Origin of the sequence: Nonomuraea sp. NPDC050022, from assembly GCF_044460705.1 — a bacterium.
Taxonomy (GTDB): Bacteria; Actinomycetota; Actinomycetes; order Streptosporangiales; family Streptosporangiaceae; genus Nonomuraea.
Genome location: NZ_JBITKE010000001.1, coordinates 1,313,174 through 1,337,962, shown reverse-complemented (window position 1 = coordinate 1,337,962; position 24,789 = coordinate 1,313,174). Strand labels below are relative to the sequence as shown.

Below are 24,789 nucleotides of genomic sequence, written 5' to 3'. Positions count from 1 at the left end.
TTATCCGGCCAACGTCCGGCCAGATGCAAAGATTCCCTAAAGGGCTACGACCAGGGGACGGTTCTGGATGTCCTCCTAAAGGAGGAGACCACCGAGAAACACCTGGTGAACGAGGGGAACACCCGGCCGATAGGCGAGATGGACGTAGGAAGGAGCGTCGAGCACGACGAGGTCCGCGCGGGCTCCCGGTAGCAACCAGCCTACGTCCGTACGCCGCAGCGCGCGGGCCCCGCCACGGGTCGCGGCCCTGATCGCCTCCAGCGGCGTCATGCCCATCTCCCGTACGGCCAGCGCCACGCAGAACGCCATCGACGAGGTGTAGGAGGAGCCGGGATTGCAGTCGGTGGCCAGCGCGACGACCGCCCCCGCGTCGAGCAGCCTCCTGGCGTCGGGGTAGGGCGAGCGGGTGGAGAACTCGGCGCCGGGCAGCAGCGTCGCCACGGTGCCAGGGGCGTCCTTCGGGGCGCAGGCGGCCAGCGCGTCGACGTCGGCGGAGCTCAGGTGGGTGCAGTGGTCGGCCGAGGCGGCGCCCAGCTCGCAGGCGATCCGCACGCCGGGCCCCTCGCCGAGCTGGTTGGCGTGCACTCTGGCCTGCAGCCCCGCCTTGATCCCGGCCTCCAGCACCGCTCTGGTCTGGTCGCCGTCGAAGGCGCCACTCTCGCAGAAGGCGTCCACCCACTTGGCGTACGGCGCGCACGCCCGCAGCATCTCGCCGGTGACCAGCCGCACGTAGTCGTCGGCCCCGATGCCCGAGGGCACCACGTGCGCCCCGAGGTAGGTGGTCTCGTCGGTCAGCCCGGTGGCGATCTCCAGTGAGCGCCGTTCGTCCTCGACGGTCAGCCCGTAACCGCTCTTGATCTCCACGGTCGTGGTGCCCTGCGCCCGCATTTCGGCGACCAGGGTGGCGGCCCTCGTCGCCAGCTCCGCGTCGGAGGCGGCGCGCGTGGCGGCGACCGTGGTCCTGATGCCACCACCGGTGTAGGGCACGCCGGACATGCGCGCCTGGAACTCGTGCGTCCGGTCACCGGCGAACACCAGGTGCGCGTGACTGTCCACGAACCCCGGGATGACGGCCCGGCCCCCGGCGTCCACCCGTTCGTCGGCGTCCGGCGCCCGCTCCGCCGGGCCCACCCAGGCGACCAGGCCGTCCTCGGCGACCAGCGCCGCGTCCTCGATCTCCTCCCGCTCCGGATCCCCGGTGTAGAGCAGCTTGATCCCGTCGAACAGCACAGAGGTCATCGAACCCATCCAATCGCCTCGGTCAGCATGGCGCCCACGTCGCCCAGCGTGTGCCGCCCGTCCGACACGACGCGCCGGCCACCTGAGATCACCGAGTGCACGTCGGCCGCCGTCGCCGCGAACACCACCGCCTCCACCCCGCCCGCGCCCGCCGTACGAACCGAGTCGAGGCGTACGGAGACCAGGTCCGCCCAGGCGCCCGGCACCAGCAGCCCGGCGTCGGGGAAGCCCAGCGAGGTGTGGCCCGCGGCCGTGGCGGCGGTCAGGAGCTCCTCGGCGCGCCAGTGGCCGCGCTCGCCGGTGGCCAGCCGCTCGTCCAGCTCGACCGCCCTGGCCTCCTCGAACAGGTCGACGACGGCATGGCTGTCGGAGCCGAGCGTGATGGGCGCGCCCCGGTCGAACAGCGTCCTGGCGGGCCCGATGCCGTCGGCCAGGTCGCGTTCGGTGGTGGGGCACATGCAGATGTGCGTGCCCGACTGGGCGAGCAGTTCGATGTCGACGTCGCTCAGGTGGGTGGCGTGGACGGCGGTGGAGCGCGGTCCGAGCACGCCCCGCTCGTGCAGCACCTGCACCGGGCTGGCCGCGTACATCTCCACGCACGCGGCGTTCTCGGCCCGCTGCTCGGAGACGTGCGCGTGCAGCGGCGCCGCGTGGTGGCGGGAGAACTCGGCGACCACCGGCATCTGCTCCGCCGGCACGGCCCGCACCGAGTGGACGGCCGCGCCGATCTCCACGTCGGGCTGCCCCTTGTAGGCGGCGGCCAGCTGGTCGGCCCGGCTGGCCCACCGGTCGGCGTCCCCGTCCCCGAAGCGCACCTGCGCCCCCACCAGTCCCGTGCCGCCACCGGCCGCCGCGCCCGTGCCGATGCCGCCCGTCAGGTAGCAGGTGTCGAGCAGCGCGATGCGCAGGCCCGCGTCCCGGGCGGCCTGGATGAGCACGTGGCCCATCGCGTTCGGGTCGTCGTACGGCCGGCCGTCCGGCGCGTGGTGCAGGTAGTGGAACTCGCCCACGCAGGTCACCCCCGCCAGCGCCATCTCCGCGTAGGCGGCCCTGGCCAGCGCGAGGTAGCGGTCCGGGTCGAGCGCCGCGGCCACCTCGTACATCCGCTCGCGCCACGTCCAGAAGTCGCCCGCGCCCGCCTGCGTGATGCCGCGCAGCGCCCGGTGGAAGGCGTGGGAGTGGGCGTTGGCCAGGCCGGGCATCGTCAGGCCCGCCAGGCGTTCGGCGCCGTCAGGGTCGCCCCGCGTCACGTCGGAGATCCGGGTCCCGTCGACCCTGATGAGCACGCTTTCGTGGACGCCGTCGGGCAGCCAGGCGTGCTCGCACCAGTAGGTCACCGACACAGGTCCTCCAGAACGTTCGCGAGAGCGACGACCCCCGCCTCGCAGTCTGCCTGCTCGGCATGCTCGTCCGGGGAGTGGGACACGCCGGTGGGACCGCGTACGACCCCAGCGGGGGCGAGAACGCGGTAGTGAATGAATCCATTCAGTTGACCGGGCCCGCGCTGGGCCGCAGCGTGAGCTCGGTCAGGTGCGCGTCGGGCCCGGCGTTGACGATGGCCAGCACCGCGCGGGCCACGGACTCGGGCTTGAGGTATTTGTCGGGCTCGTAGTCGCCGCCCTCCTGCTCACGGACACCGCGCTGCATGTCGGTGTCCACCCGGCCCGGGAAAATGGTGGTCACTCTGAGCTCGGCCTCCTCCTGGCGCAGCGCGTCGGCGAAGGCCCGCAGCGCGAACTTGCTCGCCGCGTAGGCGCCCCAGCCGGGGTTCGCCCGGAGCCCGGCGCCGGAGTTGACGCAGATCACGTGACCGCCGGCCCCTCTGAGCGCGGGCAGCAGCAGCCGGGTGAGCTCGGCGACGGCGATCACGTTGAGCTCCATCGTCCTGCGCCACACGTCGGTCTTCAGTTCCGCGACCTTGCCGAGCAGGCCGATGCCGGCGCTGTGCACCAGCAGGTCGAGCCGCTCGACGCCCGCCACGTCGGCCTCGGTGACCTCGGTCAGCTCGACCGGCCACGCTCTGGCGTCGGGCAGTTCGGCCGCCAGGGCGGCCAGCGCGTCATGGTCGCGGCCGCCGAGGATGACGTGGTGCGTGGGCCCCAGTGCCCTGGCAATCGCTTCGCCGACACCACGGGAGGCGCCGGTGACCAGCGCGATCGGTCGTTCAGTCATGCGGCTCAGTTTATGACCTTGACAGGGGTTCAAATTTGACTACAAACTTGTATATGTCTTCTTCAACCCGTGTGCTCATCCTCGGTTGCCTCCTCGACAAGCCGCTCAACGGATATCAGGTCCGCCGGCATCTGGAGGTGATGGGCGCGGAGCACTGGGCCAACGTGGCGTTCGGCTCGATCTATCACGGGCTGAGCAAGATGGCCGAAGAGGGCCTGCTTGAGGTGATCGAGAGCGGCAAGGGCGGCAAGACGGTCTACGAGATCACCGAGGCGGGCCGCAGGGAGTTCCACCGCCAGCTGCTCGAGACCTGGTACGACGTCAGGCCGATCATCGATCCCTTCCAGGTGGCGCTCACGTTCATGGACCGCCTGTCCAAGCAGGAGATCCTCGACGCGCTCGGCGGCAGGATCCGGCAGCTCAGGATGTCGATCGAGACGATGGAGAGCATCTACGGCGTCAAGCAGCGCTACGGCGCTCCCCGGCATGTCGACGAGAACCTTCGCCTGACCGTCGCCATGCTCACCGCACACCTCGACTGGGCGGAGAAGGCGGTCATCAGAGTCGAGAACGACGAACTACCGTAAGGAGCCGCAAATGATCATTGATGCGCATGGCTTACGCAAGACATTCACCACCAGGAGCAGGAAGGGCACCCAGACCGTGGAAGCGGTCCGTGGCGTCGACCTCCAGGTGGGCAAGGGCGAGATCTTCGGTGTCCTCGGCCCGAACGGCGCCGGCAAGACGACCACGATCAGAATGCTCGCCACACTGATCACGCCCGACGCCGGCACGGCCACCGTCGCCGGGCACGACCTGCTCAAGGCGCCCGGCGCCGTCCGGCGCAACCTGGGCTACGTCAGCCAGGCCGGCGGGGTGGAAGAGAACACCACGCCACGGGCGCAGATCATCATGGCCGCGAAGATCCACAGTGTGCCCGACCCGGCCGGGGCCACGGCCGACGTGCTCGCCAGGTTCGACCTGACGGAGATCGCCGACCGGCCCGGCCGTACGCTCTCCGGCGGCCAGAAGCGGCGCGTGGCCATCGCGCTCGGTCTGGTGCACAGCCCGCCGCTGCTCTTCCTCGACGAGCCCACCGCCGGGCTCGACCCCCAGAACCGGGCCAACCTCTGGGACCGCATCAGGCAACTGCGCGAGCTCGGCACCAGCGTGCTGCTCAGCACCCACTACCTCGACGAGGCCGACGCGCTGTGCGACCGGCTGGTGATCGTCGACCACGGCCTGGTGGTGGCCGATGGCACACCGGGCGAGCTCAAGCGCGAGGTCGCCGACGACGTCGTCACGCTCAGGCTGGACGAGCCGGACCGGGCCGCCGAGACGCTCAAGCCGTACGCCCGCGAGACGCGCGTCGACGACGACGTGCTGCGTGTGTACGTCGACGACGGCGAGCACACCCTGCCCACACTGCTGCGGGCGCTGCAGGAGCAGCGCCTCGCCCTGTCCTCGATCGCGCTCGACCGCGCCACCCTCGACGACGTCTTCCTGGCCAAGACCGGCCGATCCCTGCGCGACACCGGAGCCGCCGCATGATCCGCCACACGCTGCTTTTTCTGGCGTACGAGCTGCGCGACACGTTCAGGAACCCGATCTGGCCGCTGTTCGGCATCGTCCAGCCGGTGGTGTACCTGCTGCTGTTCGGCCCGCTGGTGGCGGGTGCCGCCGGACAGCCCATCTCCGCGCAGCTCACGAGCTTCGCGCCGGGCATGCTGGTGATCACCGCGCTGTTCGGCGCGATCGGCGTCGGCTACGGCATGATCTACGAGCTGCGCAGCGGCGTCCTGGAGCGCATCGCGGTCAGCCCCGCCTGGCGCCCGTCGATCGTGCTCGGCCGCACACTCCGCGACGGGGTCGTGCTCATGCTCCAGTCGGTCGTGGTGATCGTGATCGCGCTGGTCATGGGCATGCACGCCAGCCTGCCCGGACTCGCCATCATGGTGCTGCTCATCGCGGTGACCGGCCTGTTCTCCTCCGGCATCGCGTACGGTCTGGCGCTGTCGCTGCGGGACGAGAACGGCATGGCGCAGATCATGCAGTTCTTCGCCCTGCCCGTCATGCTGCTGTCGGGGGCCTTGCTGCCGATGACGCTGGCGCCGGAGTGGATGCGGAAGGTGGCCGTGTTCAATCCGATGTACCACCCGGTGGTGGCGGGCCGGGCGCTGTTCGCGGGGAATCTGACCGACGCGTCGATCCCGATCGCGTTCGCGGTCATGCTGGTGCTGGCCGCGCTGACGGTGACCTGGTCGGTGCGATCGCTACGCCGGATCGCCGGTTAGCCCCGGTCCTACCATTAAGGCCGGAACCGGTCAGGGGAGATCGCCGGTGATGAACGTGCCGGTCTCGTCGGTCATCCGCTCGTACTCCTCCAGCCGGGCCTGGGTACGCAGCGGCGCGGCGTCGGCCATGGCATCGATCAGGGCCATGGCCAGCGTGAGCGGCGCCGCGTGGGAGTCGAACACCAGCCGGTCCCCCACCGGCGCGTCGAGCACCACCTCGGCGGGGAAGTCGGCTTTGTCACAGATGGCGGCGATCCGCAGCCCCTGCTTCTCGGCGTACTCCAGGGCGTGCATGACCTCGGCCGGATAGCGCGGCAGCACCACGGCGAGCAGCCATTCGGCTGCGGCCGTGGTAGATGAGCAGCTTGTACAGCAGATGCGGACGCTGCCCGGGCCGGTAGCAGACCACACCGGCGATGTTGACCCGACCAGCCCTCCTGTCACGCACGGTCATCACCGGGCGGGCGCCCCGCGGCGTCCACGTTCGTCCTTTGGGCGGCCTCAGCCCCTGACCTGCCTCGTCCTCGAAGCAGATGTAGGTGCCCAGGTCCGCCGCGGTGGCTTTACCACCGACCACACCTCCTGCCGCCTGGCGTCGTTGGCCCCCTCATCGCGCTCCAGAGCGCGCTGCACCGGCACCTGCACCTGCACGACCAGCCGTGCCGCCGCCGCAGCTTGCCGACCCCCTCGATGGTGTACCCGACGTGGAACAGCTTGCCGATCAGCGTCTTGATCCAGGCCAGCGTCCAGCGCTGGTCATCGCCGAACCCGTGCTCCAGCGGTCCCCGGCCCAGCTCGCTCTCCAGCCGCGCCCACTGCGCCGACGCCAGCTTCTCTCGTGACACCGGCCCCTTGGACCGCAGCGCCTCGATCCCGCCATCCCGCCATGCCTTGCGCCACCTGTCCACCGTCCGCTCGTGCACCCGCAGGTCACGGGCGATGTCCTTGGCGGACTGCCCAGTCTCTAACCACCCGGCCGCCTCCAGCCGCAACCGTCCCCGCCTCTCCTGCTCGGCGGGTGTGTACCCGCCCCTCTGCCCATACCGCATGCCTCGGTCGTACATCCGATTCAGCGGATCGTCACGGCCTCAGCCTGTGCATGCGTTGGTTTGGTGCACTATGGAGTGCATTGTGATTATGTGCCGCGCTCCGTCGGCTCTATCGCCGCATCAGCCCGCTGACCGCTCTCCCCAATCGAGGCGTCACTCAGCGCACTCAGTCGTCTCGACTTCTGTCCCAGTGAGCCGTTTTCATCCCCTGGCAGCGGCGTGGCGGTCACAGCATGATCCCGAGGTCGGTGTTCCCCTGACCGCATAGCGAAACCCCTGGTAGACGGGTTGATCACCACAATCCATCCGTCACAACCAGGGGCCTCGGATGCTTTTCTACCGTGCTGCGGTCGATTTGTCGCTCTCAACCCTGAACTACGTCGCGGGCCTGATCCGCCGGCACCGCAAGGTAATCGGGTCGGCTTGGCGGCTGCTCGACCCGGGACAGCAAGCCCTGCTGGTACTGGTCTATCTGCGCAAAGGCGAGACGTTCGCCGAGTTGGGAGCAGGTTTCGGGGTGTCGACGGTGACCGCCTGGCGGTATGTGGAAGAGACGGTCATGCTGCTGTCAGCCCGCTCGCCCAAGCTCGCGCAGGCACTGCGCAAGGCCAAGCGGGACGGGCTGCACTACCTGGTGCTTGATGGGACGCTGATCCACACCGACCGGGTCAAAGCAGACCGCCCGTACTTCTCCGGAAAGCATCGCGTGCACGGAATGAACGTCCAGGTCATCGCCTCGCCGGACGGGACGATCCTGTGGACCTCGGGCGCGCTGCCGGGCAAGGCCCATGACCTGAGCGCCGCCCGGCTCTGGGGCATCCTGCGCGCGCTGGAGCAGGCCGGAATCGTCACCCTGGCCGACAAGGCGTACCAGGGCGCCGAGGGCCCGCTCGTCACTCCGTACAAGGGCGACCCTGCTGGCTAACTTGGGTTCAGACGGCGAGGGTCTGATCGAGGCGGGCGAGGTGGCTGGTACGAGTGCTGTCGAGAGGGTGGTCGTTCCACCAGGCATCGAGCCGGGTGAGATTGAGAGCAGTAGCTGAGATGACGTGTTCGAGGTGGACTTTGCGGAGTCCGCGGTAGCGGGCTCGGCGGATGCCGGTGATGGCGATGGCTTGCCGGATAGTGCCTTCTACTCCGGCGCGGATCTTGTACTTGCGCTGCCAGTCTTGGCTGCTCTGCTGGGTGCGGGCGGCGTCGAGGGCTTGTTGCTGGGCTTGTGTGTGGCGCAGGGTGATCTGGCGTCGGCCGCTGTTACTGCTGGTGCATTCGGTCCTGGCGGGGCAGGGCGTGCAGGTCTTCGCCGAGAATCTGACCACGATGGTGTCCAGGCCGCGCTGGATGGTCGGAGTCCAGGAGATGCTGGTCTGTCCTTGGGGGCAGGTGGCCTGCTTCGCGGTCCAGTCGATGGTGAACGCGGCCCGGCCGTATCCGGTAGCGGCGCGGGCCTGGGGCGAGGAGTCGAACCGCACCGGTGCGACCAGGGCCAGCCCGTAAAGATCACGGGCTGAGACGATCAGCTCGGCTGTGGCGTATCCGGAATCGACATAGTGCTCGGCCGGAAGCAAATCCCGCCGCTGGAGTCCTTGATGGATCGAGGCGGTCATGGCCATGTCCGCGACGGTCGCGTCGGTCGTCGCCACGTTCGTGATCAGGTTCGGCGGCGAGCTCGCGTCGCCGTCCTCGTCGTTCCTGCTGGTGGCGCAGGTTTCGCTGATGTGGACCTTGTAGCCGTTCCAGAACACGTCGGCTTTGGCCGACCAGCGGGTGTCTGGATCGTAGGGCGAGGCCAGCCGGTGTCTGCCGGGCGGCAGCCCCGCTCCGCCGTCGCGCAGGGGCCGCCGCCGTTCGACCACCTCCCGCCCGCGGGCATCAACGGTCCGGACGAAGTTCTGGATCAACATCACGCGTAACGCCTGCACCGCGGGCAGTTCCCGCAGCCAGGCAGGGGAGAACGGCGCGTAGAGGGCCGCGCAGAGCGCGTACCCGTCAGCGCCGTAGGCCCGGGCGAGTTGCTCCTGCGCGGTCTCGGAGGCCGGCAGCCGCCAGGAGTCGACTCGTGCTCGATACCGATCCGCCCAGCCCGGCACCTCCAGCACCTCTTCCACCCAGCCGGGCGCGGCTGCGGCGAGAGCTTCCAAGGCGGCCCGCACGCATTCGCCGGCCAGCTCCACCCGGTTCAGGTCTCGCACCGCCGAGATCACATGCGTGGCATCGGTGCGCTGTTTCCCGCCCGCTTTCACCAGTCCCTTGGCCTGCAGCGTCTCCAGCAGCAGGTTCAGGACCCGCTCTTCGAGCCCATGGGCGATCACCCGGGACCGGAACTCACTCAGCACACTCGCGTCGAACCCCGGATCGTCCAGCTCCAGCCCCAGCGCGTACTTCCACGACAGATCCGTCCGGACCGCTTCAGCGGCCCGCCGATCGGTCAGGTTCTCCACCCGCTGCAACACCGTGATCAACGCCAGGCGGCCCGGAGACCAGCCCGGCCGCCCCTCCGTCCCGAACGCGGCCACGAACTGCTCATCGGCGAACAACTCGCCCAGCTCATCCCGCACCCGAACCGGTAACGGCATCTCCCGCCGCCCCCGATACATCGCTCGGATCGCCTCAGCCACCAACGGCGACGGCTCCGGCCACGGACATGGCTGCACAGACACCGAAACACCCCAAACGCAGCCGGGATGAGGGAATGACGGCCGCCCTTCATGATCCACCTGACCCAGCAGATCACGAACCACACCATACACGCCGCGAGTTAGCCAGCAGGGTCAAGGGCAAGAACAAGCCCGAGTCCCAGAAACGGGCCAACCGTTCCCACGCCCGCCTTCGCGGACCCGGCGAACGCGCAAACGCCCAGCTCAAAAGCTGGCGCATCCTGCGAAAGCTACGCTGCAGCCCCAGCAAGACCGGCCACCTGTGCAAGGCCATCGCCGTCCTTCAAAACCACCGCATCACACACGCCGCGCGAGGATGGAAAAGAGTCAGTGATCATTCATCTCGAGGAGAGACTTGCGCTATCTTTCCTTCGGGCGTTGCCTATCCTCTGCCCTCTCCTCGAGGCCGCCGTCAGCGAGCCCCTCGAAGCTCCTTTCGAGATGCTCGCTATGGTCGCCATGTTCGTGAGGCCGGACGGCACGCATGATGGGGTTGCCGTCTTCGTCCAGAAGGAGCTGACCATCCCTGCCCATCACGGGAGCTTGATCCGGACTGGGGGTAAAACCCCCTGGCTTCGAGTGTTCAGATGGCCTACGTTTCTCCGGCATAACCCCTCCTTGAAGGTACGGAAGTTACCTTCCGTTCGCAAATGGGTCGTACGTTGCAGGAGTGCATCGAGAGTTCGCCAAACTTCCTTCCTCCGATGTTACCAACCGCAAAGTACCTATAAACATGAAGCTCCATGCTAGGCCGGGATGGAGTCCGCAGCCTAGCATGGGCTGGAGATGCTTATAGCGTTAGCGCAGGGTAACCCTCTCCTCGAGTTGCCCTGATTCATCCGTCCGCAGCTCACGCTGAACGTTTGCTGTATTCATGTCGCTCGATGGGCGCAGGTCAACGAGAACGGGATTTCCTTGTGCGTCCATGAGTGGTTTTCCGTCGAGTCCCGCTTTTTGGACCTTAGCTGGCATCTTGCTGAAGTCGGGCAGCGAAGGTGGAGCCGCGGCCTTCGGAGACGAGGGAGCCAGGGCGGTCGTCGGATAGTAATGGTTGTCGTCGCTCATGTAGTCGCCCCCGTACCAGGAACTGTTCTTCACCTCGAAGAAGCCTTGCGAGAGATAGTAATTATCGCCGCAAGGGGGATCGGCATACTGCTTGGAGAACGTGATTCGTGTTACGCTGGCGGTGTTGTATATCCATCCGAACGTGTCGCAGAGGTAGAAGGTCGAACCCGAGCCCGACCATACCCACATGTTCATCGAGACTCGGATGTTGCCTGAGGGTCGGATCCATGGGGTTCCGCACTGCACCCAGGTGCCGCCAGTGAACGTGCGAGTCTCCGAATAGGTTGTTGTATCGATCCAGCCTCCGGGCGCGCTGCTGCTGTGGTCCATCGAGATCCTGCCTTTAGTGCAGAGGTCGGTGGACTTGTAGAGGGTTCCGTACGTCCGGATTGCATGCGCGAGTGCTGGCCCTTCAGTCGCCACGAGCCCAACGAATATGGCGAGTGCAACCAATAAGAAGCGTCTAATGCCGCTCCACATAAAGTGCCTCCTGTCGTTTTGGGAACTGTCGTCCCTGGTGGTACAGCCGATGATCGCAAAGACATCCCGCTTAGATCGCGATGTCAATAGCCGCTGTTGATCCAGCGCAATCAGGAAAGATTGATGTTTAAATTCTCCGTATTGATGTGTCTACATTTTGTCCACATCCCGGAGAGCTACACAGAATGAATTCGTAGAGTCATAGAGTTGTGACTACCTGCTGTTTCTGGTGTATGCCGGAGCCATGAGGTACGAGCAGAGGGGCGGGCACACCCCCGCCGAGCAGGAACGACGTGAGCGGTTACGGCTCCGGACGGCCGAGCGGTTCGCCGAGGGGGAGTCCACCCGGGACATCGCGCGGGAGTTACGGATCAGTGAGCGGTCGGTCGGTCGCTGGCGCGCGGCCTGGCAGCGGGGCGGCATCCAGGCGCTGCCGTCGCAGGGGCCCGTCTCGCGGGAGAAGCTGAGCACCGTACAGTGGGCGCGGGTGGAAGCCGAACTGGGCCGTGGGCCATTGGCGCACGGGTTCGCCAATGACCAGCGCTGGACGCTGGCCCGGATCAAGACGCTGATCGGCAAGCTGTTCCACGTCGGGTACACCATCGAGGGGGTCGGCAAGCTGCTGCACCGGCACGGCTGGTCGGTGCAGGTGCCGGTAAAATGCGCGCTGGAGCGCGACGAAGAGGCGATCACCGCCTGGAAAGAGCAGGTGTGGCTGGCCATAAAGCCACCGCGGCGGACCTGGGCACCTACATCTGCTTCGAGGACGAGGCCGGTCAGGGGCTGAGGCCGCCCAAAGGACGAACCTGGACACCACACGGCGCCCGCCCGAGGGTGACTGTCCGAGGTAAACACACCGCGATCTGATCATCTCCACCCACATGCAGCTCGGCGCCCGCTCGTGTGGTGCTGGGACAATCTGAACATCCACCTGGCCACGGAACTGACCGAGTTCGCCCAGGCCAACGCCGACTGGGTGCGCATCTATCAGTTCCCCACCTACACCCCCGAACTGAACCCGGCAGAAGGAATCTGGCCCCTGCTCCGCCGGGCCATGGCCAACTTCGTCGTCGCCGACCTACACGGACTCGTCCGGATCAACAAACGCAAACTCAAGAAGATCCAATACCAGCCTCACCTACTCGACGGCTATGATCAGAACCCCGATGCATCCAATACTCGGCGCACTTCGGGAACGTATCGGTAGGACTCCAAACGCGCACGGACAACGTGCCCCCGCTGTGCCGTTCGATCGCTGGCGATATCGGCGGACAGCTCGAACATGCGCGCCGCTGCTCGTGCGGCTTCCTCCGGTTCGTTCGCGTCGGCGAGCCACGAAAGGTAGAGCGCGAGTTCCCGGGTATGCGTCGAGTCATAACGAGCGAGCACGTCGGTAAGAAGGGGAACGGCGCGAAGTGGGCGGTGTAGTTCCGTGTAGCAACGTGCTTCCATCACTTGCAATTCGCCGGGATCGACCCAATACAGATATCCCGCTTCGTCTTCCCCGCCATGTTGAGCAAGAGCCGTTTCAGCTTCGCCGAGTGCTCGCATGGTCGGCTGTGTTTCGTCGGCGCGAGCGTGCGCCCATGCGATCCGATCCCAAGCGAGCGCCCGGGCTCGCGCCGGTGCATACGGTCCGGCAGCATCCAAAGCCGCGCGGGCAAACGCGATCCCTTCTTGAACGTCTACCGTGTTAGAGACCTGATAAGCAAGCGAACCGATCAGATTGGATTCAAGGGTTCCGTCACCGGCCTCATGTGCCGCACTGATCCCGAGCCGGTATGTGCGGGCCGCTTGTTCGTGCTGTCCGGCGTCGCTGGCCACCCATCCGGCGATCTGAGCGAACTCGCCGATAGTCGAGAGCAAGCGACGGCCAACATCCTGCGCATAAGTACTCGTTCGGTAGACCCGTATCGCTGCGTCGAGTTCACGGAATGCGGGCTGTATCAGATCACCACCGGCGAGAACGTCGTCAGCCAGCCGCAAGCCGTGAACCCGTGCGCCGAGGTCTTCGACATTGCCGATTCCAAGACGCGATCCCGTGCGGTTGTCATTGGGACGAAGCGGTTCGGGCTCGCGCAATAGATCCCTGAGGACGTCCCCAGGGGGTCGCCCGTTTTGAACGGGTCCGTCGCCGTACAACTCAGCTTCGCTCATGTTGAGCACGCGACAGTACAGAAGACGGTACGGGTCTCGGGGTTGGTGCTTGCCGGATTCGTAGTCGCGAATCCTGCGGATAACTGACGCACGTTCTGGGAGAGTCGCACGAATATGCTTATCGGCGGCCTTCTCCAGTTCGCTGGCCATATCGTTCTGGGACCACCAACGCTTACGCCGTTCGTTGCGCAAGCGTTCAGCCCATGCCGGACGCTGCTTGGAAGCCACGTACGTACCTCTCAGTCGGCGCGGTCTGCTTCTGCCCTCCAGTGTCCTCTAGGCGCAGCATGTGTGCACGGCTTCCGAACGGTGGACTGAGTTCGCAAGGGCGAACGCGCCGAGATAGCGGGAGCCGCAAAGCGGGGGACACGCCGTACGGCTCCCTTGATCAGGAAGTGAGGTCCTGATCCATGACCAAGATTAGAACCATTCGGGCGGATCTGATCATATCTCCCAATAGTAGGAAAGTGGCCTGATGTCCCCTCAGCGTGCGGACTCGGACAAGGTGGCCGTTGAGATCAACGGCAACATGATCTATGTCCCGAAGAACATCGCGAACGTCTACCTCATCGAAGTCCATACCGACGACCAAGCACCGAAGGCCGTCACGGGCGCCATCCTGACGACCGATCTCATGTTCGCGTGGACTTGGTTGATCGAAGGTCTCGCCGATGGCGGTTGGGGCAAAGTCGTCGCATTCGATGTTCTGATCAAGAGCAATCCTCGCTGGTCTCATGATCTTGGCAGGATCGACGGCCCGACGAAACATCCGAATCAACTGAAATTCACGTCGGCAGAACCCTGAACAGAGCAATGGTGGTTCCAGTGGCTCTGACATGGACTGAGTACGACTCGCGCGGGATGGCCAGCCGAATGAAGCAATTCTTCGTGCGCGGCAATGTCGAATACGAATTATGCGCCGAAGGCGGGCAGTATGTCATTAAACGAACTGAGCGCAAGAACGGTCATGTCGTCGTGATGGAAACAGCGCGCGGCTATCGCCGCGATACCGAAGACGTGTGGAAATCGATCGCTTCCGGGTAGCGATCCGGTCGCCCGCACGAGAGAGCCACCGTTCCAAGAAGGGAAACGGCGGCTCTCTTCGGTATGTCCGTGGCGGTCGCTGTGTCGGCGTGGCTCGCGTGCTCGCGCCGGATCGCCGGTCAGGCCGGATCGGACGGATCCGCAGTGACGAACGTGCCGGTCTCGTCAGCCATCCGCTCGTATTCCTCCAGCCGGGCCTGGGTACGCAGCGGCGCCGCGTCGGCCATGGCCTCGACCAGGGCCATGGCCAGCGTGAGCGGCGCCGCGTGGGAGTCGAACACCAGCCGGTCCCCCACCGGCGCGTCGAGCACCACCTCGGCGGGGAAGTCGGCTTTGTCGCAGATGGCGGCGATCCGCAGCCCCTGCTTCTCGGCGTACTCCAGGGCGTGCATGACCTCGGCCGGATAGCGCGGCAGCACCACGGCGAGCAGCCATTCGGCGCCCGCCCGCCGCGCGGCGTGCAGCCCCTCGATCAGCTCGGAGCCGCCGTGGGTCAGCAGCCGCACTTCCGGATGGATCCGCCGCGCGTAGTAGGCGAAGGTGGTGGCCAGCCCGCAGGAGACCCGCAGCCCCAGCACCGGCAGCGGCTCGGTGGCGGCCAGCGACTCCCCCAGCTCCTTCAGGGGCAGGCCCGCCAGCCGCTCCCTGACGGCGGCCAGGTTACGGATCTCATTGTCGACGGCGCCATGGAGCAGGCTCTCCTCCGGCGGCCCGCCCAGCACCAGCGGACGCAGCGCCTGCCGCAGCTCCGGATAGCCGGCGAAGCCGAGCACCATGGCGAACCTCGTCACGGACGGCTGACTCACCCCTGACCGCTCGGCCAGCTCGACGCTGGACAGGAAGATCGCCTCGTCGAGATGCTCGGACAGGTAGTGGGCGATCCGCCGCTGCACCGGAGAGAGCCGCCGCCCGTCGAGAAGCCCGGCCAGACCACTGTGGTATCCACCTGTCACAGCAGCTCCAACACCATCTGTCCGACTTCTCATCCCTCCCGTATCGGAATGCAGACGCCGCGCTCGGCGGCTCATGCACCTTCTGAATGAAGTTATTCGCCTATGTCACCGCCAGAGTGCTAGCTCACCAGGAACTGGGTCGCGGCCAGTTCGCGGTAGAGGTCGTCCTGGCCCACCAGTTCGTCGTGGGTGCCGACCGCGCGTACCCCGCCCGCCTCCATAACCACGATGCGGTCCGCGTTGGTCACCGTGGAGAGGCGGTGCGCGATGACGAGGACGGTCGTCTCGGCGGCCACCTCGGCGATGACCTCGCGCAGCCGCAGCTCGTTGACCGCGTCGAGCTGCGAGGTGGCCTCGTCGAGCAGGAGCAGCCTGGGCTTGCGCAGCAGCGCCCTGGCGATCGCCACCCGCTGCCGCTCGCCGCCCGACAGCAGCACGCCCCGATGTCCGACGGCCGTGTCGAGCCCCTCCGGCAGCCTGGCGACCAGGTCGTCCAGGCGGGTGCGGGTGATCGCGCGCCGCAGCTCCTCCTCGGTGGCGTTCTGGGCGGCGAAGAGCAGGTTCTCCTTGAGGGTGCCCGCCAGCACGGGCGCGTCCTGCTCGACATAGCCCAGCGTGGCCCGCAGCTCGGCGAGCGGCCAGTCGCGGATGTCCCGGCCGTCGACCGTGATCAATCCGTCCTGGTGCTCGTAGAACCGCTCCAGCAGGGCGAACACCGTCGACTTGCCCGCGCCCGACGGCCCGACGAGCGCGGTCAGCCCGCCCGGCGGCACCTCGAAGCTGACCCCGTCGTGCACGATCGGCCGGTCGTCCCCGTACCGGAACACCACGTCGTCGAACCGCACGCCCGCCGGCCGCGCGGCGAGGAGGGCCGCCGGAACCGTGGCGCCGACGGGCTCGGCGGGCAGGTCCTCGATCTCCTTGATCCGCTTCATCGCCGCCAGGCCCTGCTGCAGCTGCACCATACCCTCGACGATCTGCCCGATGGGCGCGACCAGGTAGAACAGGTACAGCAGGAACGCGATCAGCGACGAGACCTCCAGCACGCCCGAGGCGACCCGCGCCCCGCCGACGGCCAGCACACACAGGAAGGCGATCTGCACCGTCATCCAGGTCGCCACCCCGGCCAGCGAGGTCCATCCGGCCACCTGCAGCCCCCGGTCGCGAGCGCGCGTGGCGGCGCCGCCGACGACCGCGATCTCGCGCTCCTCCGCGCCGCTGGCCTTGACCGTCCGGTACGCCTGCAGCGCCCGGTCGAGCACGGCGCCCATCTCGCCGACGGCCTCCTGGGCCTGCTTCTGCGCCCGCTGGATCCTGGGCATCACCAGCCCGGTCAGCCCGCCGATCACCACCACCACGAGCAGCGTGACCAGCAGCAGCACGCCGTCCATGGTCGCCATCATGATGATCGCGCCGGCCAGCATGAACACCGCGCCGATCGAGTTCACGACCCCGTTGGTCAGTACGGCCCGCAACAGCGTCGTGTCACCGGTCACCCGCGACAGCAGATCGCCGGGCTTGAGCCGGTCCACGTCGGCGACCTTCAGCCGGAACATCCGGTCGATGAGCCGGCGCCGCGCGCCCAGCACGATGCCCTCGCCGGTGCGCTCCATCAGGTACGTGCCCAGCGCCGACACCACCGCTCCGACCAGTACCGCCACGGTCAGCCCGACCAACGGCCCGGCCATCGACCGATCCTGCCCGAAGGCGTCCACCACGTACTTGGCCAGCAACGGCATCGCCAGGCCGGCCGCCGAGCCGACCAGGCCGAGTAACCCCCCGAGTACCAGGATCTTCCTGTGCGGGCGCATGTAGGCGAGCAGCTCTCTGATCACCGTTTCTCCTCTCGCGATATATCCCGAAAACCCAACGAACGGCGGATCGCGATCCGCACCCGTCAACCTAAATTGACGACCAAAGTATGTCAACCTTCGTTGACCTCTCATTCTCGAGGAGGAGAAGACACATCCGTTCGCGGAGTTGCGACGAATACGCCGTCGAGGAACCCGGCCGGAACCTCTCGATCTCGATCAGCACTCTCGAAAGGACCGAACATGGAGCTCCGGATCAACCGGCGCGCTCTAGTCGGACTGGGCGTCGCGGCGGCGTTGACCGCCTCCTCGTTCGCCCTGCTCCGTACCGACTCCGGCACCGCTTCCTCGCACCGCGAGGCGCCGATGATCGCGGGCGACCCGCGTAACGACAACACCGACGTGTACGCGTTCGTCAGCCCCGACAAGGCCGACACGGTGACCCTGCTGGCCAACTGGATCCCGTTCCAGGAGCCGCAGGGCGGCCCGAACTTCTACACGTTCGACACCAAGTCCCGCTACAACATCAAGATCGACAACGACGGCGACGCCAAGCCCGACATCGTCTACCAGTGGACCTTCCGCGATGAGGACCGGCGCGGCAACGCCACGTTCCTGTACAACAACGGGCCCGTCACCTCGCTCCACGACGAGAACCTGCTCTTCCGCCAGCACTACACGCTCAAGCGGATCACCGAGGACGGCAGCAGGACGCTCGTCTCGGACGGCATCGTCGCGCCGAGCAACGTCGGCCCCGCCTCGATGCCCGACTACGGCACGCTGCGCGCCCAGTCCCTCAAGAGCCTCCCGAACGGCGGCAAGGCCTACGCCGGCCAGTCCGACGAGGCGTTCTTCCTGGACCTGCGCGTCTTCGACCTGCTCTACGGCGGCAACCTGTCCGAGGTCGGCCAGGACACCACCAAGGGCTACAACGTGAGCACCCTGGCCGTCCAGGTGCCCGCCCACGACCTGGCGCTCCGGGGCGACGCCCGGCGCAACCCGGTGGTCGGCATCTGGTCCACCACGGACAAGTGGCGCCCGAACGGCTACGTCCAGGTCTCGCGCCTGGGCAACCCGCTGGTCAACGAGGTCGTGATGCCGGCTGGTCTGAAGGACGCGTTCAACTCGCTGCCCCCGGTCAAGGACGCCGGCATCCCCGAGGTGGTCAAGCGCGTCACCGACCCCGAGGTGGCCAAGCTGCTGGAGGGCATCTACGGCATCAAGGCGCCGGCGACCCCGCGCGGCGACCTGGTCGAGATCTTCCTGACCGGCATCGCCAAGGGCAACGGGCCGATCAAGGCCGACCTGAACTCGCAGACCCTCAACAAGGACGCCGGCCGGCTGCGGCCCGCCGAGATGCTGCGGCTCAACATGGCGGTCCCGCCGTCCAAGGACCCCAACCGGCTCGGTGTGCTGGCCGGTGATCTGGCGGGCTTCCCGAACGGCCGCCGCCTGTCCGACGACGTCGTGGACATCTCGCTGCAGGCCGTGGCGGGCGCCGCGCTGTCCGGCAAGCTCGTCCCTGGTCTGACGGACAAGGTCGACAAGAACGACAAGCCCATCCTGGACTCGTTCCCGTACATCCCGCTGCCCAGCAACGTGGCTGTGAACCAGCGGTGAGCCCCGACCGGTCGGCCTCCTCTCCGGGCCGGCCGGTCCCCCCGCGGCGGGCCCGTCTCCCAAACTCCCGCCGCGCCCCCGGCCGGCCGGCCTTGTCCCCCGTCAGGGCCGGCCGGCCCTCGACCCGTCCGCGCCGACCCCTTCCGATCTTCGGAGCCTTGGATGCGATCCCTCGCCCTTGCCGGTGGCCTCGTCGTGGCCGGCGCGCTGGCCGTCACGGCCTACGCCGTCTACGCCCCGCCGGCGACCTCTACTGGAACCACGCAGGCCGTGACCTTCACGGAGACGCTGCAGGCCCGCCTGAAGCGCCTGCCCGGCGACTACCGCGGCTGGGCCCAGCTCGGCCTGGAGTACGTCGACCAGGCCAGGGTCACCGGCGACCCGTCGTACTACACCAAGGCTCAAGGGGCCCTGGCCACCGCCGCCCGGCTGAACCCGGCCGATGACGCGGTCCTGACCGGCCAGGCGGCGCTCGCCGCCGGCCGCCACGAGTTCTCCGACGCGGTACGGCTGGCGCGGCGGGCCATCGGCGCCAACCCCTACAGCGCGGCGGCGCACGGGGTGCTGGCCGACGCGAAGACGCAGCTCGGCGACCTGAGCGGGGCCTCGAAGGCCGTGGACGCGATGATGGGGCTGCGTCCGGGCGTGGCGTCGTTCGCCCGTGCCTCCTACGCGGCCGAGCTGCGCGGCGACCGGACGGGGGCGCGCAAGTTCCTGGAGTACGCCCAGAACGACGCCTACGCCCCGGCGGACGTCGCCTACACCCGCTACTACCTGGGCGAACTGGCCCTGCATTCGGGCGACCTGGCCGCGGCCGGCGGCTGGTACGCCAAGGCGCTCCAGGCCTACCCCGCCTACACCCCCGCGCTCGCCGGACAGGCCAGGGTCGCGGCGCTCGGCGGGCGGACGGCCGAGGCCCTCGACCTCTACCAGCGGGTGGTCGAGCGGCTGCCGCTGTCCCAGTACCTGATCGAGCAGGGCGAGACCCGGATCAAGGCGGGGCTGAAACCGGACTGGACCCTGCTGGAGGCCCAGCGGAAGCTGCTGCGGGCCGCCGGGGTGCGGGACGACCTCACCTGGGCCGAGTTCGAGGCCGATCACGGTGACCCGCCGCTGGCCGTACGGCATGCCAGGGCCGAGTACGCGCGCAATCCCAACCTCATCGCCGCCGACGCCCTCGGCTGGGCCCTGTTCAAGGCGGGCAAGCCGCGCGAGGCCCTGCCGTACGCGAAGAAGGCCACCTCGACCGGCTGGCGCAACCCGCTGCTCGGCTACCACCGCGCCCAGATCGAGCGCGCACTCGGCAAGCCCGCGCGCGTGCCCCCGGGCTTCGATCCGTCCCTGCCCGCACTGGCGAGGTTCTCATGAGGGTGCTCCGGCTCGGCCTGCTGTCCGCCGTCGCGGGCCTGGTGTTGTCGACGTGCGCCTCGGTGCTGTTCGTGGCCGCGGCGCGGGCGGAGACGGTGGCCCGGCATCCGCTCGGGAACTTCACCGTCAACCACTACAACGGACTGCGCCTGCGGCCCGACCGGGTGGAGAACGAGGCGGTCGTGGACGCGGCGGAACTGCCGACGCTCCAGGCGAAACCAGGCGTGGACGGCTCGTACGCGGCCAGGACCTGCGCCACGCTGGCCGCCGCCCAGCGGCTCACCGTCGGGGGTACGGCGGTGCCGTGGCGGGTGTCGCGTTCGGCGTTCGCCTACGCGCCGGGGCAGGGCGGTCTGCAGACCAGCCGCCTGACCTGCGGGCTGGTCGCCGAGATCCGGGTGTCGGGCGCGGTGTCGTTCACCGACGCGTTCGAGCAGGAACGGATCGGCTGGCGCGAGATCACCGCCGTCGGCGACGGGGTACGGCTGACCCGGTCGTCCGTGCCGTCGGTCAGCGTGAGTGACGAGCTGCGCAAGTACCCGCAGGACCTGCTGACCGACCCGCTCGACCAGCGCACGGCCGCCGTCACCGTCGGCGGCGCCGCCTCCGCCCTGTCCGGCGACGGCTCCCCCGGCTCCGGCGGCACGACTTCCGGGCTCGGCACGATCAGCGTCGGTGGACCGGTCGGGGACGCGCTGGCGGCGCTGGACCGGACGTTCACCGGCCTGATCGGCGCCGACTCGCTCACGGTGCCGCTCGGGCTGCTGGCCGTGGCCCTGGCGATGCTCCTCGGGGCCGGGCACGCGCTGATCCCCGGACACGGCAAGACGATCATGGCCGCGTACCTGGCCGGGCGGCGCGGACGGCCGCGTGACGCCCTGGTCGTGGGGGCCACGGTGACGGCCACGCACACGGTCGGGGTGCTGGTGGTGGGCCTGCTGCTGAGCGCGTTCACGGCGCTGGCCGGGGAGGCGGTGCTGGGGTGGCTGGGGGTGGCCAGCGGCGTGCTGATCGCCATCATCGGCCTGCGCCTGCTCCTGTCCACCCGCCGCGCCACCGGACACGGGCACGGCCACGGACATGGCCACGGTCACGGTCACGGCCATGGGCACGGCCACGGGCACGGCCACGGGCACGGCCACGGGCACGGCCACGGGCACGGCCACGGGCACGGCCACGGGCACGGCCACGGGCATGCGGACGAACACGAGCACGGCCACGGGCATGGGCACGAGGGCTCGACGCGGGCCGGGCTGCTGGGGATGGGGGTGGCGGGCGGGCTGGTGCCGAGCCCGTCGGCGCTCATCGTGCTGCTGGGGGCGATCGCGCTGGGTCGTACCTGGTTCGGGGTGGCGCTGGTCACCGCGTACGGCATCGGCATGGCCGCGACACTCACCGTGACGGGCCTGCTGCTGGTCAAGCTCGTCGACCGCCTCGAACGCCGCGCCTCACGGGGACGGGGCCTCGCCGCCCGGCTGTCCACCCTGGCACCGCTGGGCACGGCCGGCATGGTGATGCTGCTGGGCGCGGGCCTGGCCCTCCGCTCGGCCATCGCGCTCTAAATCCTGGCCGACCTCCGGACCAAGATCCTTGACGGCACCTATCCGGCGGGCGAACGGGAACCTCGTTCCTCAGCCGCGCGGCGGTCGTCTCACTCCAAGCGCAAATTTCTTACCATGACCGCAAACACCGGTGCTCCCGGCAACGGGTTCCGTTTCTCGCCTACCTTGTACCATCCCCATTTGCGGTACGCAGCTACGGCAGGCGTAGCCGCTGGCAGCACGGTCAAAGTGGCCCGTTTTTCCGGTCTGCTAGTCAGCAGCATGTCATGGATGGTTTCGGCCACATGCTGGCGTCGCCACGGCGCGCGTACCAACAGCTCGACCAACGCCCAGGTACGGCCGGGGCATTCGGCGGTGATCTCCTCGGGGAGCGGAGCCACCAGGTTGCGCCACCACGGCGTTGTCGGCTGCAGCGTCACACCGAAACCAAAAGCGACGAGGTGGCCGTCCTCTCTTGCCGTGATGAGCCGGTATCCCTCTTGCTGACGCTGCACTTCAAAGCGTTCCCGGAATAGCTGGGCGTGCTCCGGCCCCCACGCATACGGCGGCCCGGCGTAGACCTCGCTGTACAGCTCGGTGAGTTCGTCTAGTTGCTGGGCGGCCCGTTCGCTGCTGAGCGACTGGTAATTAATGGCGAGCAACGAGTTCACACTCCCTCGCCGGGGCGGCCCGCCGCAGGTAATCCCGCAACTGCTCGTGGAACGTGGCGACCTCGGAGCAATCGGGGTAGCGGCCCACCAGTGCGCCATCCAAGCGGATGAACCAATCCACCACCAGTGTTGAGCGTGCTTGCTGGGCCATCTGCAAGGAGGTGTGAGCTACGATCGCGGCCTCCACCGGCTCACGCTGAGCCAACCGAACCTTCGCCAGCCGGACTTCATCGAAGATGCGACTGCGCGTGTATCCCTCATCCCGGCTGGCGCGCGCACTCAGGGTGTGGCTTTCGGCCCGCGTCGCGTACTGCTGCCAACGTGCCGGCTGCGTGCTTCGCAGCGCCAACTCGGTGAAAGCGTTGGCCGCCAGACAATCCACCTCTGCCTGATTCATGTAATGGACCCAGTCCGGGCGGGTGTCAGCTTGCGCTTCTTGCCAGATTTCAACACAGGCATCGGCGCTGCGCGCGGCGTTCCCGGCTTCTCGTTCTCCCAGTTGGGCATAAGCACGGGCTTCCAACCCCAGCAGTTCGGCGCGTACCAGATCATTCGCACCGTGCGGCAGGCTGCATAGCGCGGTGCGTGTCAAGCTCAAACTGTCGCTAAATTTACCCAGCGCGGTAGACAGTTGCGTCATATCGCCGGTGATCTTTGCGCCCAGTGCCGGCGCAGCCGCTTCACGGCAGGCGTGCAGTGCCAGCAAGTAATAGCGCTGGGCCATGCCGTGGAGCCCTTGATCGTAGGCCATCCATCCGGCCAACTGTGCCAGCTCGGCAGCCACATGGAACAGCCGCCGCGTAACCTCAGGGGAGTTGTGCTCGTTCAGGCTTTCAGTGACAGCGTTCAACTGCCCGACAACGGCCTTCCGGCGCAAACCACCGGCGCCGGAGGCATCCCATCGCCGAAACAGCACTACCGCCTGTTCCAGCTCTGCTAGCGCCTCCGGGCGCGCCTCACTGCTGACAGGTATGACCGGCAAGCCGGCTACCCACTGGCGTATAGGTTGCAGCAAAGCGGAGCCGGCCAGTACCGCCAGTTGCGCGACCACCTGTCGCCGAGACGCGATGTCGTAGCCTGTAAAACTCTCCATGATCTCTACGGTGTGCTGATTTGTGAGTGAGAAATCCAGCGGCACCGACGAGTGCAAGATGTAGTCGCCTGACTTGCCCGGCAGCGTAACGATGTCGGCCAGCAGTTCCTCCAGCTCAGCCGCTGTGACCTTGAGCAGGGCGGCGATCTTGGGATGCAACCATGGCTGCGGTTCCGTCTCGGCCCGCTCCCAGCGACTGGCAGTGGAACGTTCGACACCCAGCGCGTCGGCCAACGCCTCCTGCGTCAACCCAATGGCCTTGCGCCTCTGGATGAACCGAACCCGCTTCAGTGCCACGCGCTGAGCTCCCTCCGCCACCACCAAGCGTAAAGCGCCAGCCATTCAAGTGCCCTGCTCATCGGGCATGGTGCTTCATTTCTGCCACCTCTGATGCCGCGAAACCGCTCTGGAGCTACCTCGGGCGGCTTGGTTTGCTGCTTAAGCGCGGGATGAACGGAAGGAGACGGGCCATGAGCAACGGCAACGGCAGCGGCACCCCACGGCACCGCCATGGCTCCCCACCGCCCGGAGACATCCCACGGCAGGACACGGTGTACGACGCACTCCACGGTGACATGGACAACGATCGCCACCTTTCTGTGGATACATCAGATCCCGACGAGAAGAACGACACGTCCACAACCGACTGCGAAGTCAGCACAGAACTACCCGAGGCCCCCATGACCGATGACCGCACCTCACCGCCACCCGGAGTGGATCCGAACACGCCCAGCACGGTAGTCCAGCAGCACGTCGAGGACTTCCAGCACCGCGCCAGCGAGGTGCTGAGCGACGAGAATGCCCACCTCCTGGCCGCGCAGTTGCAGGAGTCGTGGGACGGCCGCTGGCAGGTGATGTGGGAGCCGTGGGGCCGCAAGTTCAGGGCGTTCCCGGCCTACGACATGGACGTCAACGCTCCAGTCGACGGCAGAAGCCTCCGCGAACTGTGGCGCAACGTCCTCAATGTCGATCCGGAACTGCTGCTGGCCGTAGCCGAGGCCATCCCGGCGCATCCTCCCACGGTCGTCCACATTCCCCCCGGCTTCTTTCAGGAGATGGCCGGGTGAGCAAGCGAGACGTGGCCCAGCACGCTGCCCACCGAAAGGTCCGGCAGCAACTCCCCACGTCCCGGCGCGACCGGCCGGAGGGGCGAACCCCTCCACGGTCGTGCACTCCGGCGCGGGCCGACCATCCGAACTCTCCATTTCCTCGGACCCGCGCCGACTCGTCTCGCGGCCCACGTACGGGGACAAGCCCGGCTGTGGGCCGCGAGATCCACCTCTCGGTCGTCCTCTTCCCCACTGCGCGAGCCTGGCCGCTTCGCCGTGGTTGGGCGACCGTGCCGGGGAAGGCGGACACCTGGATGTGCATTCGTCCGTCTTCCCCTGGCCGCCAGGGGGCGTACAACGCCCCGGCTCCTCACGCGAAGGTCATGTCATGGACGCCGGTATCGCACTCGCCTTCCTCATCCACAACATCTGGCAGGAGGGCCAGCGACCGCCGCTCGCCAGCGACGACGCTTACAACCCTCCCATTACCGCTCTCCCCACGGCATCAGGCAGTCAGACCCGCGTG

Annotated in this window: 23 protein-coding genes and 2 pseudogenes; 13 read left to right on the top strand and 12 right to left on the bottom strand. The window is 67.7% G+C overall.

Annotated features, from left to right (window positions below):
* Positions 1-75: 75 nt before the first annotated feature.
* The 3 genes from hutI to ACIBO2_RS05840 all read right to left on the bottom strand — a co-directional run bounded on the left by hutI (position 76) and on the right by ACIBO2_RS05840 (position 3,411).
* Positions 76-1,239, bottom strand: a complete 1,164-nt coding sequence (hutI, locus tag ACIBO2_RS05850; protein WP_358537455.1) for an imidazolonepropionase — start codon at positions 1,237-1,239, stop codon at positions 76-78.
* Positions 1,236-2,582: a formimidoylglutamate deiminase gene (locus tag ACIBO2_RS05845; RefSeq protein ID WP_397295576.1), complete on the bottom strand. Its 1,347-nt coding sequence runs from the start codon at positions 2,580-2,582 to the stop codon at positions 1,236-1,238. The genes hutI and ACIBO2_RS05845 overlap by 4 nt, the downstream gene beginning before the upstream one ends.
* 142 nt (positions 2,583-2,724) lie before the next feature.
* Positions 2,725-3,411, bottom strand: a complete 687-nt coding sequence (locus tag ACIBO2_RS05840) for an SDR family oxidoreductase (RefSeq protein WP_397295575.1) — start codon at positions 3,409-3,411, stop codon at positions 2,725-2,727.
* Between the two features lie 53 nt (positions 3,412-3,464).
* On the opposite strand from ACIBO2_RS05840, the gene ACIBO2_RS05835 reads away from it, so the two are divergent.
* Genes ACIBO2_RS05835 through ACIBO2_RS05825 form a run of 3 tightly spaced genes read left to right on the top strand, consistent with a single transcriptional unit; the run spans position 3,465 to position 5,705 of the window.
* Positions 3,465-3,998, top strand: a complete 534-nt coding sequence (locus tag ACIBO2_RS05835; RefSeq protein WP_397295573.1) for a PadR family transcriptional regulator — start codon at positions 3,465-3,467, stop codon at positions 3,996-3,998.
* Positions 3,999-4,008: 10 nt separating this feature from the next.
* On the top strand, positions 4,009-4,962 hold the full coding sequence (locus ACIBO2_RS05830; protein ID WP_397295571.1) for an ATP-binding cassette domain-containing protein: 954 nt from the start codon (positions 4,009-4,011) through the stop codon (positions 4,960-4,962).
* Positions 4,959-5,705 carry an ABC transporter permease gene (locus ACIBO2_RS05825; RefSeq protein WP_397295569.1) on the top strand — a complete coding sequence of 249 codons (747 nt, stop codon included), beginning with the start codon at positions 4,959-4,961 and terminating at the stop codon, positions 5,703-5,705. The genes ACIBO2_RS05830 and ACIBO2_RS05825 overlap by 4 nt, the downstream gene beginning before the upstream one ends.
* A 30-nt stretch (positions 5,706-5,735) precedes the next feature.
* On the opposite strand, the gene ACIBO2_RS05820 is transcribed toward ACIBO2_RS05825, so the two are convergent.
* Positions 5,736-6,029, bottom strand: a complete 294-nt coding sequence (locus tag ACIBO2_RS05820) for a hypothetical protein (RefSeq protein WP_358537437.1) — start codon at positions 6,027-6,029, stop codon at positions 5,736-5,738.
* Between the two features lie 239 nt (positions 6,030-6,268).
* Positions 6,269-6,754, bottom strand: coding sequence for a helix-turn-helix domain-containing protein (locus ACIBO2_RS05815; protein WP_358537434.1), 486 nt, complete (start codon positions 6,752-6,754; stop codon positions 6,269-6,271).
* Positions 6,755-7,082: 328 nt separating this feature from the next.
* On the opposite strand from ACIBO2_RS05815, the pseudogene ACIBO2_RS05810 reads away from it, so the two are divergent.
* A pseudogene (locus ACIBO2_RS05810) lies at positions 7,083-7,664 on the top strand (transposase family protein); the annotation flags it as partial.
* A gap of 22 nt (positions 7,665-7,686) precedes the next feature.
* Here ACIBO2_RS05810 and ACIBO2_RS05805 read toward each other — a convergent pair.
* On the bottom strand, positions 7,687-9,330 hold the full coding sequence (locus ACIBO2_RS05805; protein ID WP_358537431.1) for an IS1182 family transposase: 1,644 nt from the start codon (positions 9,328-9,330) through the stop codon (positions 7,687-7,689).
* A 197-nt stretch (positions 9,331-9,527) separates the two neighbouring features.
* On the opposite strand from ACIBO2_RS05805, the pseudogene ACIBO2_RS05800 reads away from it, so the two are divergent.
* A pseudogene (locus ACIBO2_RS05800) lies at positions 9,528-9,713 on the top strand (transposase family protein); the annotation flags it as partial.
* A 496-nt stretch (positions 9,714-10,209) separates the two neighbouring features.
* Here ACIBO2_RS05800 and ACIBO2_RS05795 read toward each other — a convergent pair.
* Positions 10,210-10,671 carry a hypothetical protein gene (locus ACIBO2_RS05795; RefSeq protein ID WP_358537428.1) on the bottom strand — a complete coding sequence of 154 codons (462 nt, stop codon included), beginning with the start codon at positions 10,669-10,671 and terminating at the stop codon, positions 10,210-10,212.
* A 529-nt stretch (positions 10,672-11,200) separates the two neighbouring features.
* Here ACIBO2_RS05795 and ACIBO2_RS05790 point away from each other — a divergent pair.
* Together ACIBO2_RS05790 and ACIBO2_RS05785 are read left to right on the top strand one after the other, a co-directional pair.
* Positions 11,201-11,743 carry a winged helix-turn-helix domain-containing protein gene (locus ACIBO2_RS05790; RefSeq protein ID WP_358537425.1) on the top strand — a complete coding sequence of 181 codons (543 nt, stop codon included), beginning with the start codon at positions 11,201-11,203 and terminating at the stop codon, positions 11,741-11,743.
* A 51-nt stretch (positions 11,744-11,794) separates the two neighbouring features.
* Positions 11,795-12,163 carry a transposase gene (locus ACIBO2_RS05785; RefSeq protein ID WP_397295720.1) on the top strand — a complete coding sequence of 123 codons (369 nt, stop codon included), beginning with the start codon at positions 11,795-11,797 and terminating at the stop codon, positions 12,161-12,163.
* Here the strand turns inward: ACIBO2_RS05785 and ACIBO2_RS05780 are convergent.
* Entirely contained in the window at positions 12,112-13,341 is a 1,230-nt protein-coding gene (locus ACIBO2_RS05780; protein WP_358537419.1) for a transcriptional regulator, read from the bottom strand. The two genes, ACIBO2_RS05785 and ACIBO2_RS05780, sit on opposite strands and share 52 nt — an antisense overlap.
* Before the next feature lie 247 nt (positions 13,342-13,588).
* On the opposite strand from ACIBO2_RS05780, the gene ACIBO2_RS05775 reads away from it, so the two are divergent.
* Both ACIBO2_RS05775 and ACIBO2_RS05770 read left to right on the top strand, forming a co-directional pair.
* Positions 13,589-13,918 (top strand): hypothetical protein, encoded by a 330-nt coding sequence (locus tag ACIBO2_RS05775; protein WP_358537416.1) that lies wholly within the window; start codon positions 13,589-13,591, stop codon positions 13,916-13,918.
* Between the two features lie 68 nt (positions 13,919-13,986).
* The gene (locus ACIBO2_RS05770) at positions 13,987-14,157 is read left to right on the top strand and encodes a hypothetical protein (RefSeq protein WP_397295565.1); all 171 of its coding nucleotides are present in this window, start codon (positions 13,987-13,989) and stop codon (positions 14,155-14,157) included.
* A gap of 119 nt (positions 14,158-14,276) precedes the next feature.
* Here ACIBO2_RS05770 and ACIBO2_RS05765 read toward each other — a convergent pair whose 3' ends face one another.
* The gene (locus tag ACIBO2_RS05765; protein WP_397295564.1) at positions 14,277-15,110 is read right to left on the bottom strand and encodes a MurR/RpiR family transcriptional regulator; all 834 of its coding nucleotides are present in this window, start codon (positions 15,108-15,110) and stop codon (positions 14,277-14,279) included.
* 119 nt (positions 15,111-15,229) lie between these two features.
* A complete protein-coding gene (locus ACIBO2_RS05760) occupies positions 15,230-16,945 on the bottom strand; it encodes an ABC transporter ATP-binding protein (RefSeq protein WP_358537407.1) in 1,716 nt (571 codons plus the stop codon).
* 219 nt (positions 16,946-17,164) lie between these two features.
* On the opposite strand from ACIBO2_RS05760, the gene ACIBO2_RS05755 reads away from it, so the two are divergent.
* From ACIBO2_RS05755 to ACIBO2_RS05745, 3 genes are all read left to right on the top strand, one after another.
* Positions 17,165-18,541 (top strand): DUF4331 domain-containing protein, encoded by a 1,377-nt coding sequence (locus tag ACIBO2_RS05755; protein WP_397295563.1) that lies wholly within the window; start codon positions 17,165-17,167, stop codon positions 18,539-18,541.
* Positions 18,542-18,703: 162 nt separating this feature from the next.
* On the top strand, positions 18,704-19,909 hold the full coding sequence (locus ACIBO2_RS05750; RefSeq protein WP_397295562.1) for a tetratricopeptide repeat protein: 1,206 nt from the start codon (positions 18,704-18,706) through the stop codon (positions 19,907-19,909).
* Positions 19,906-21,471: a nickel/cobalt transporter gene (locus tag ACIBO2_RS05745; RefSeq protein ID WP_397295561.1), complete on the top strand. Its 1,566-nt coding sequence runs from the start codon at positions 19,906-19,908 to the stop codon at positions 21,469-21,471. The genes ACIBO2_RS05750 and ACIBO2_RS05745 overlap by 4 nt, the downstream gene beginning before the upstream one ends.
* An 89-nt stretch (positions 21,472-21,560) precedes the next feature.
* On the opposite strand, the gene ACIBO2_RS05740 is transcribed toward ACIBO2_RS05745, so the two are convergent.
* Entirely contained in the window at positions 21,561-22,121 is a 561-nt protein-coding gene (locus ACIBO2_RS05740) for a GNAT family N-acetyltransferase (protein WP_358537395.1), read from the bottom strand.
* Positions 22,099-23,511: a helix-turn-helix transcriptional regulator gene (locus tag ACIBO2_RS05735; RefSeq protein WP_358537392.1), complete on the bottom strand. Its 1,413-nt coding sequence runs from the start codon at positions 23,509-23,511 to the stop codon at positions 22,099-22,101. The genes ACIBO2_RS05740 and ACIBO2_RS05735 overlap by 23 nt, the downstream gene beginning before the upstream one ends.
* 173 nt (positions 23,512-23,684) lie before the next feature.
* On the opposite strand from ACIBO2_RS05735, the gene ACIBO2_RS05730 reads away from it, so the two are divergent.
* Positions 23,685-24,281, top strand: a complete 597-nt coding sequence (locus tag ACIBO2_RS05730; RefSeq protein WP_358537389.1) for a hypothetical protein — start codon at positions 23,685-23,687, stop codon at positions 24,279-24,281.
* The last annotated feature ends 508 nt before the right edge of the window (positions 24,282-24,789 follow it).

Bases quoted from the DNA above. Each gene is read 5' to 3' on its own strand.
- hutI (WP_358537455.1), bottom strand. From the start codon at position 1,239: ATGACCTCTGTGCTGTTCGACGGGATCAAGCTGCTCTACACCGGGGAT.
- ACIBO2_RS05840 (WP_397295575.1), bottom strand. From the start codon at position 3,411: ATGACTGAACGACCGATCGCGCTGGTCACCGGCGCCTCCCGTGGTGTC.
- ACIBO2_RS05835 (WP_397295573.1), top strand. From the start codon at position 3,465: ATGTCTTCTTCAACCCGTGTGCTCATCCTCGGTTGCCTCCTCGACAAG.
- ACIBO2_RS05830 (WP_397295571.1), top strand. From the start codon at position 4,009: ATGATCATTGATGCGCATGGCTTACGCAAGACATTCACCACCAGGAGC.
- ACIBO2_RS05825 (WP_397295569.1), top strand. From the start codon at position 4,959: ATGATCCGCCACACGCTGCTTTTTCTGGCGTACGAGCTGCGCGACACG.
- ACIBO2_RS05815 (WP_358537434.1), bottom strand. From the start codon at position 6,754: ATGCGGTATGGGCAGAGGGGCGGGTACACACCCGCCGAGCAGGAGAGG.
- ACIBO2_RS05805 (WP_358537431.1), bottom strand. From the start codon at position 9,330: ATGCCGTTACCGGTTCGGGTGCGGGATGAGCTGGGCGAGTTGTTCGCC.
- ACIBO2_RS05795 (WP_358537428.1), bottom strand. From the start codon at position 10,671: ATGAACATGTGGGTATGGTCGGGCTCGGGTTCGACCTTCTACCTCTGC.
- ACIBO2_RS05790 (WP_358537425.1), top strand. From the start codon at position 11,201: ATGAGGTACGAGCAGAGGGGCGGGCACACCCCCGCCGAGCAGGAACGA.
- ACIBO2_RS05775 (WP_358537416.1), top strand. From the start codon at position 13,589: ATGTCCCCTCAGCGTGCGGACTCGGACAAGGTGGCCGTTGAGATCAAC.
- ACIBO2_RS05770 (WP_397295565.1), top strand. From the start codon at position 13,987: ATGAAGCAATTCTTCGTGCGCGGCAATGTCGAATACGAATTATGCGCC.
- ACIBO2_RS05755 (WP_397295563.1), top strand. From the start codon at position 17,165: ATGGAGCTCCGGATCAACCGGCGCGCTCTAGTCGGACTGGGCGTCGCG.
- ACIBO2_RS05750 (WP_397295562.1), top strand. From the start codon at position 18,704: ATGCGATCCCTCGCCCTTGCCGGTGGCCTCGTCGTGGCCGGCGCGCTG.
- ACIBO2_RS05745 (WP_397295561.1), top strand. From the start codon at position 19,906: ATGAGGGTGCTCCGGCTCGGCCTGCTGTCCGCCGTCGCGGGCCTGGTG.
- ACIBO2_RS05730 (WP_358537389.1), top strand. From the start codon at position 23,685: ATGAGCAACGGCAACGGCAGCGGCACCCCACGGCACCGCCATGGCTCC.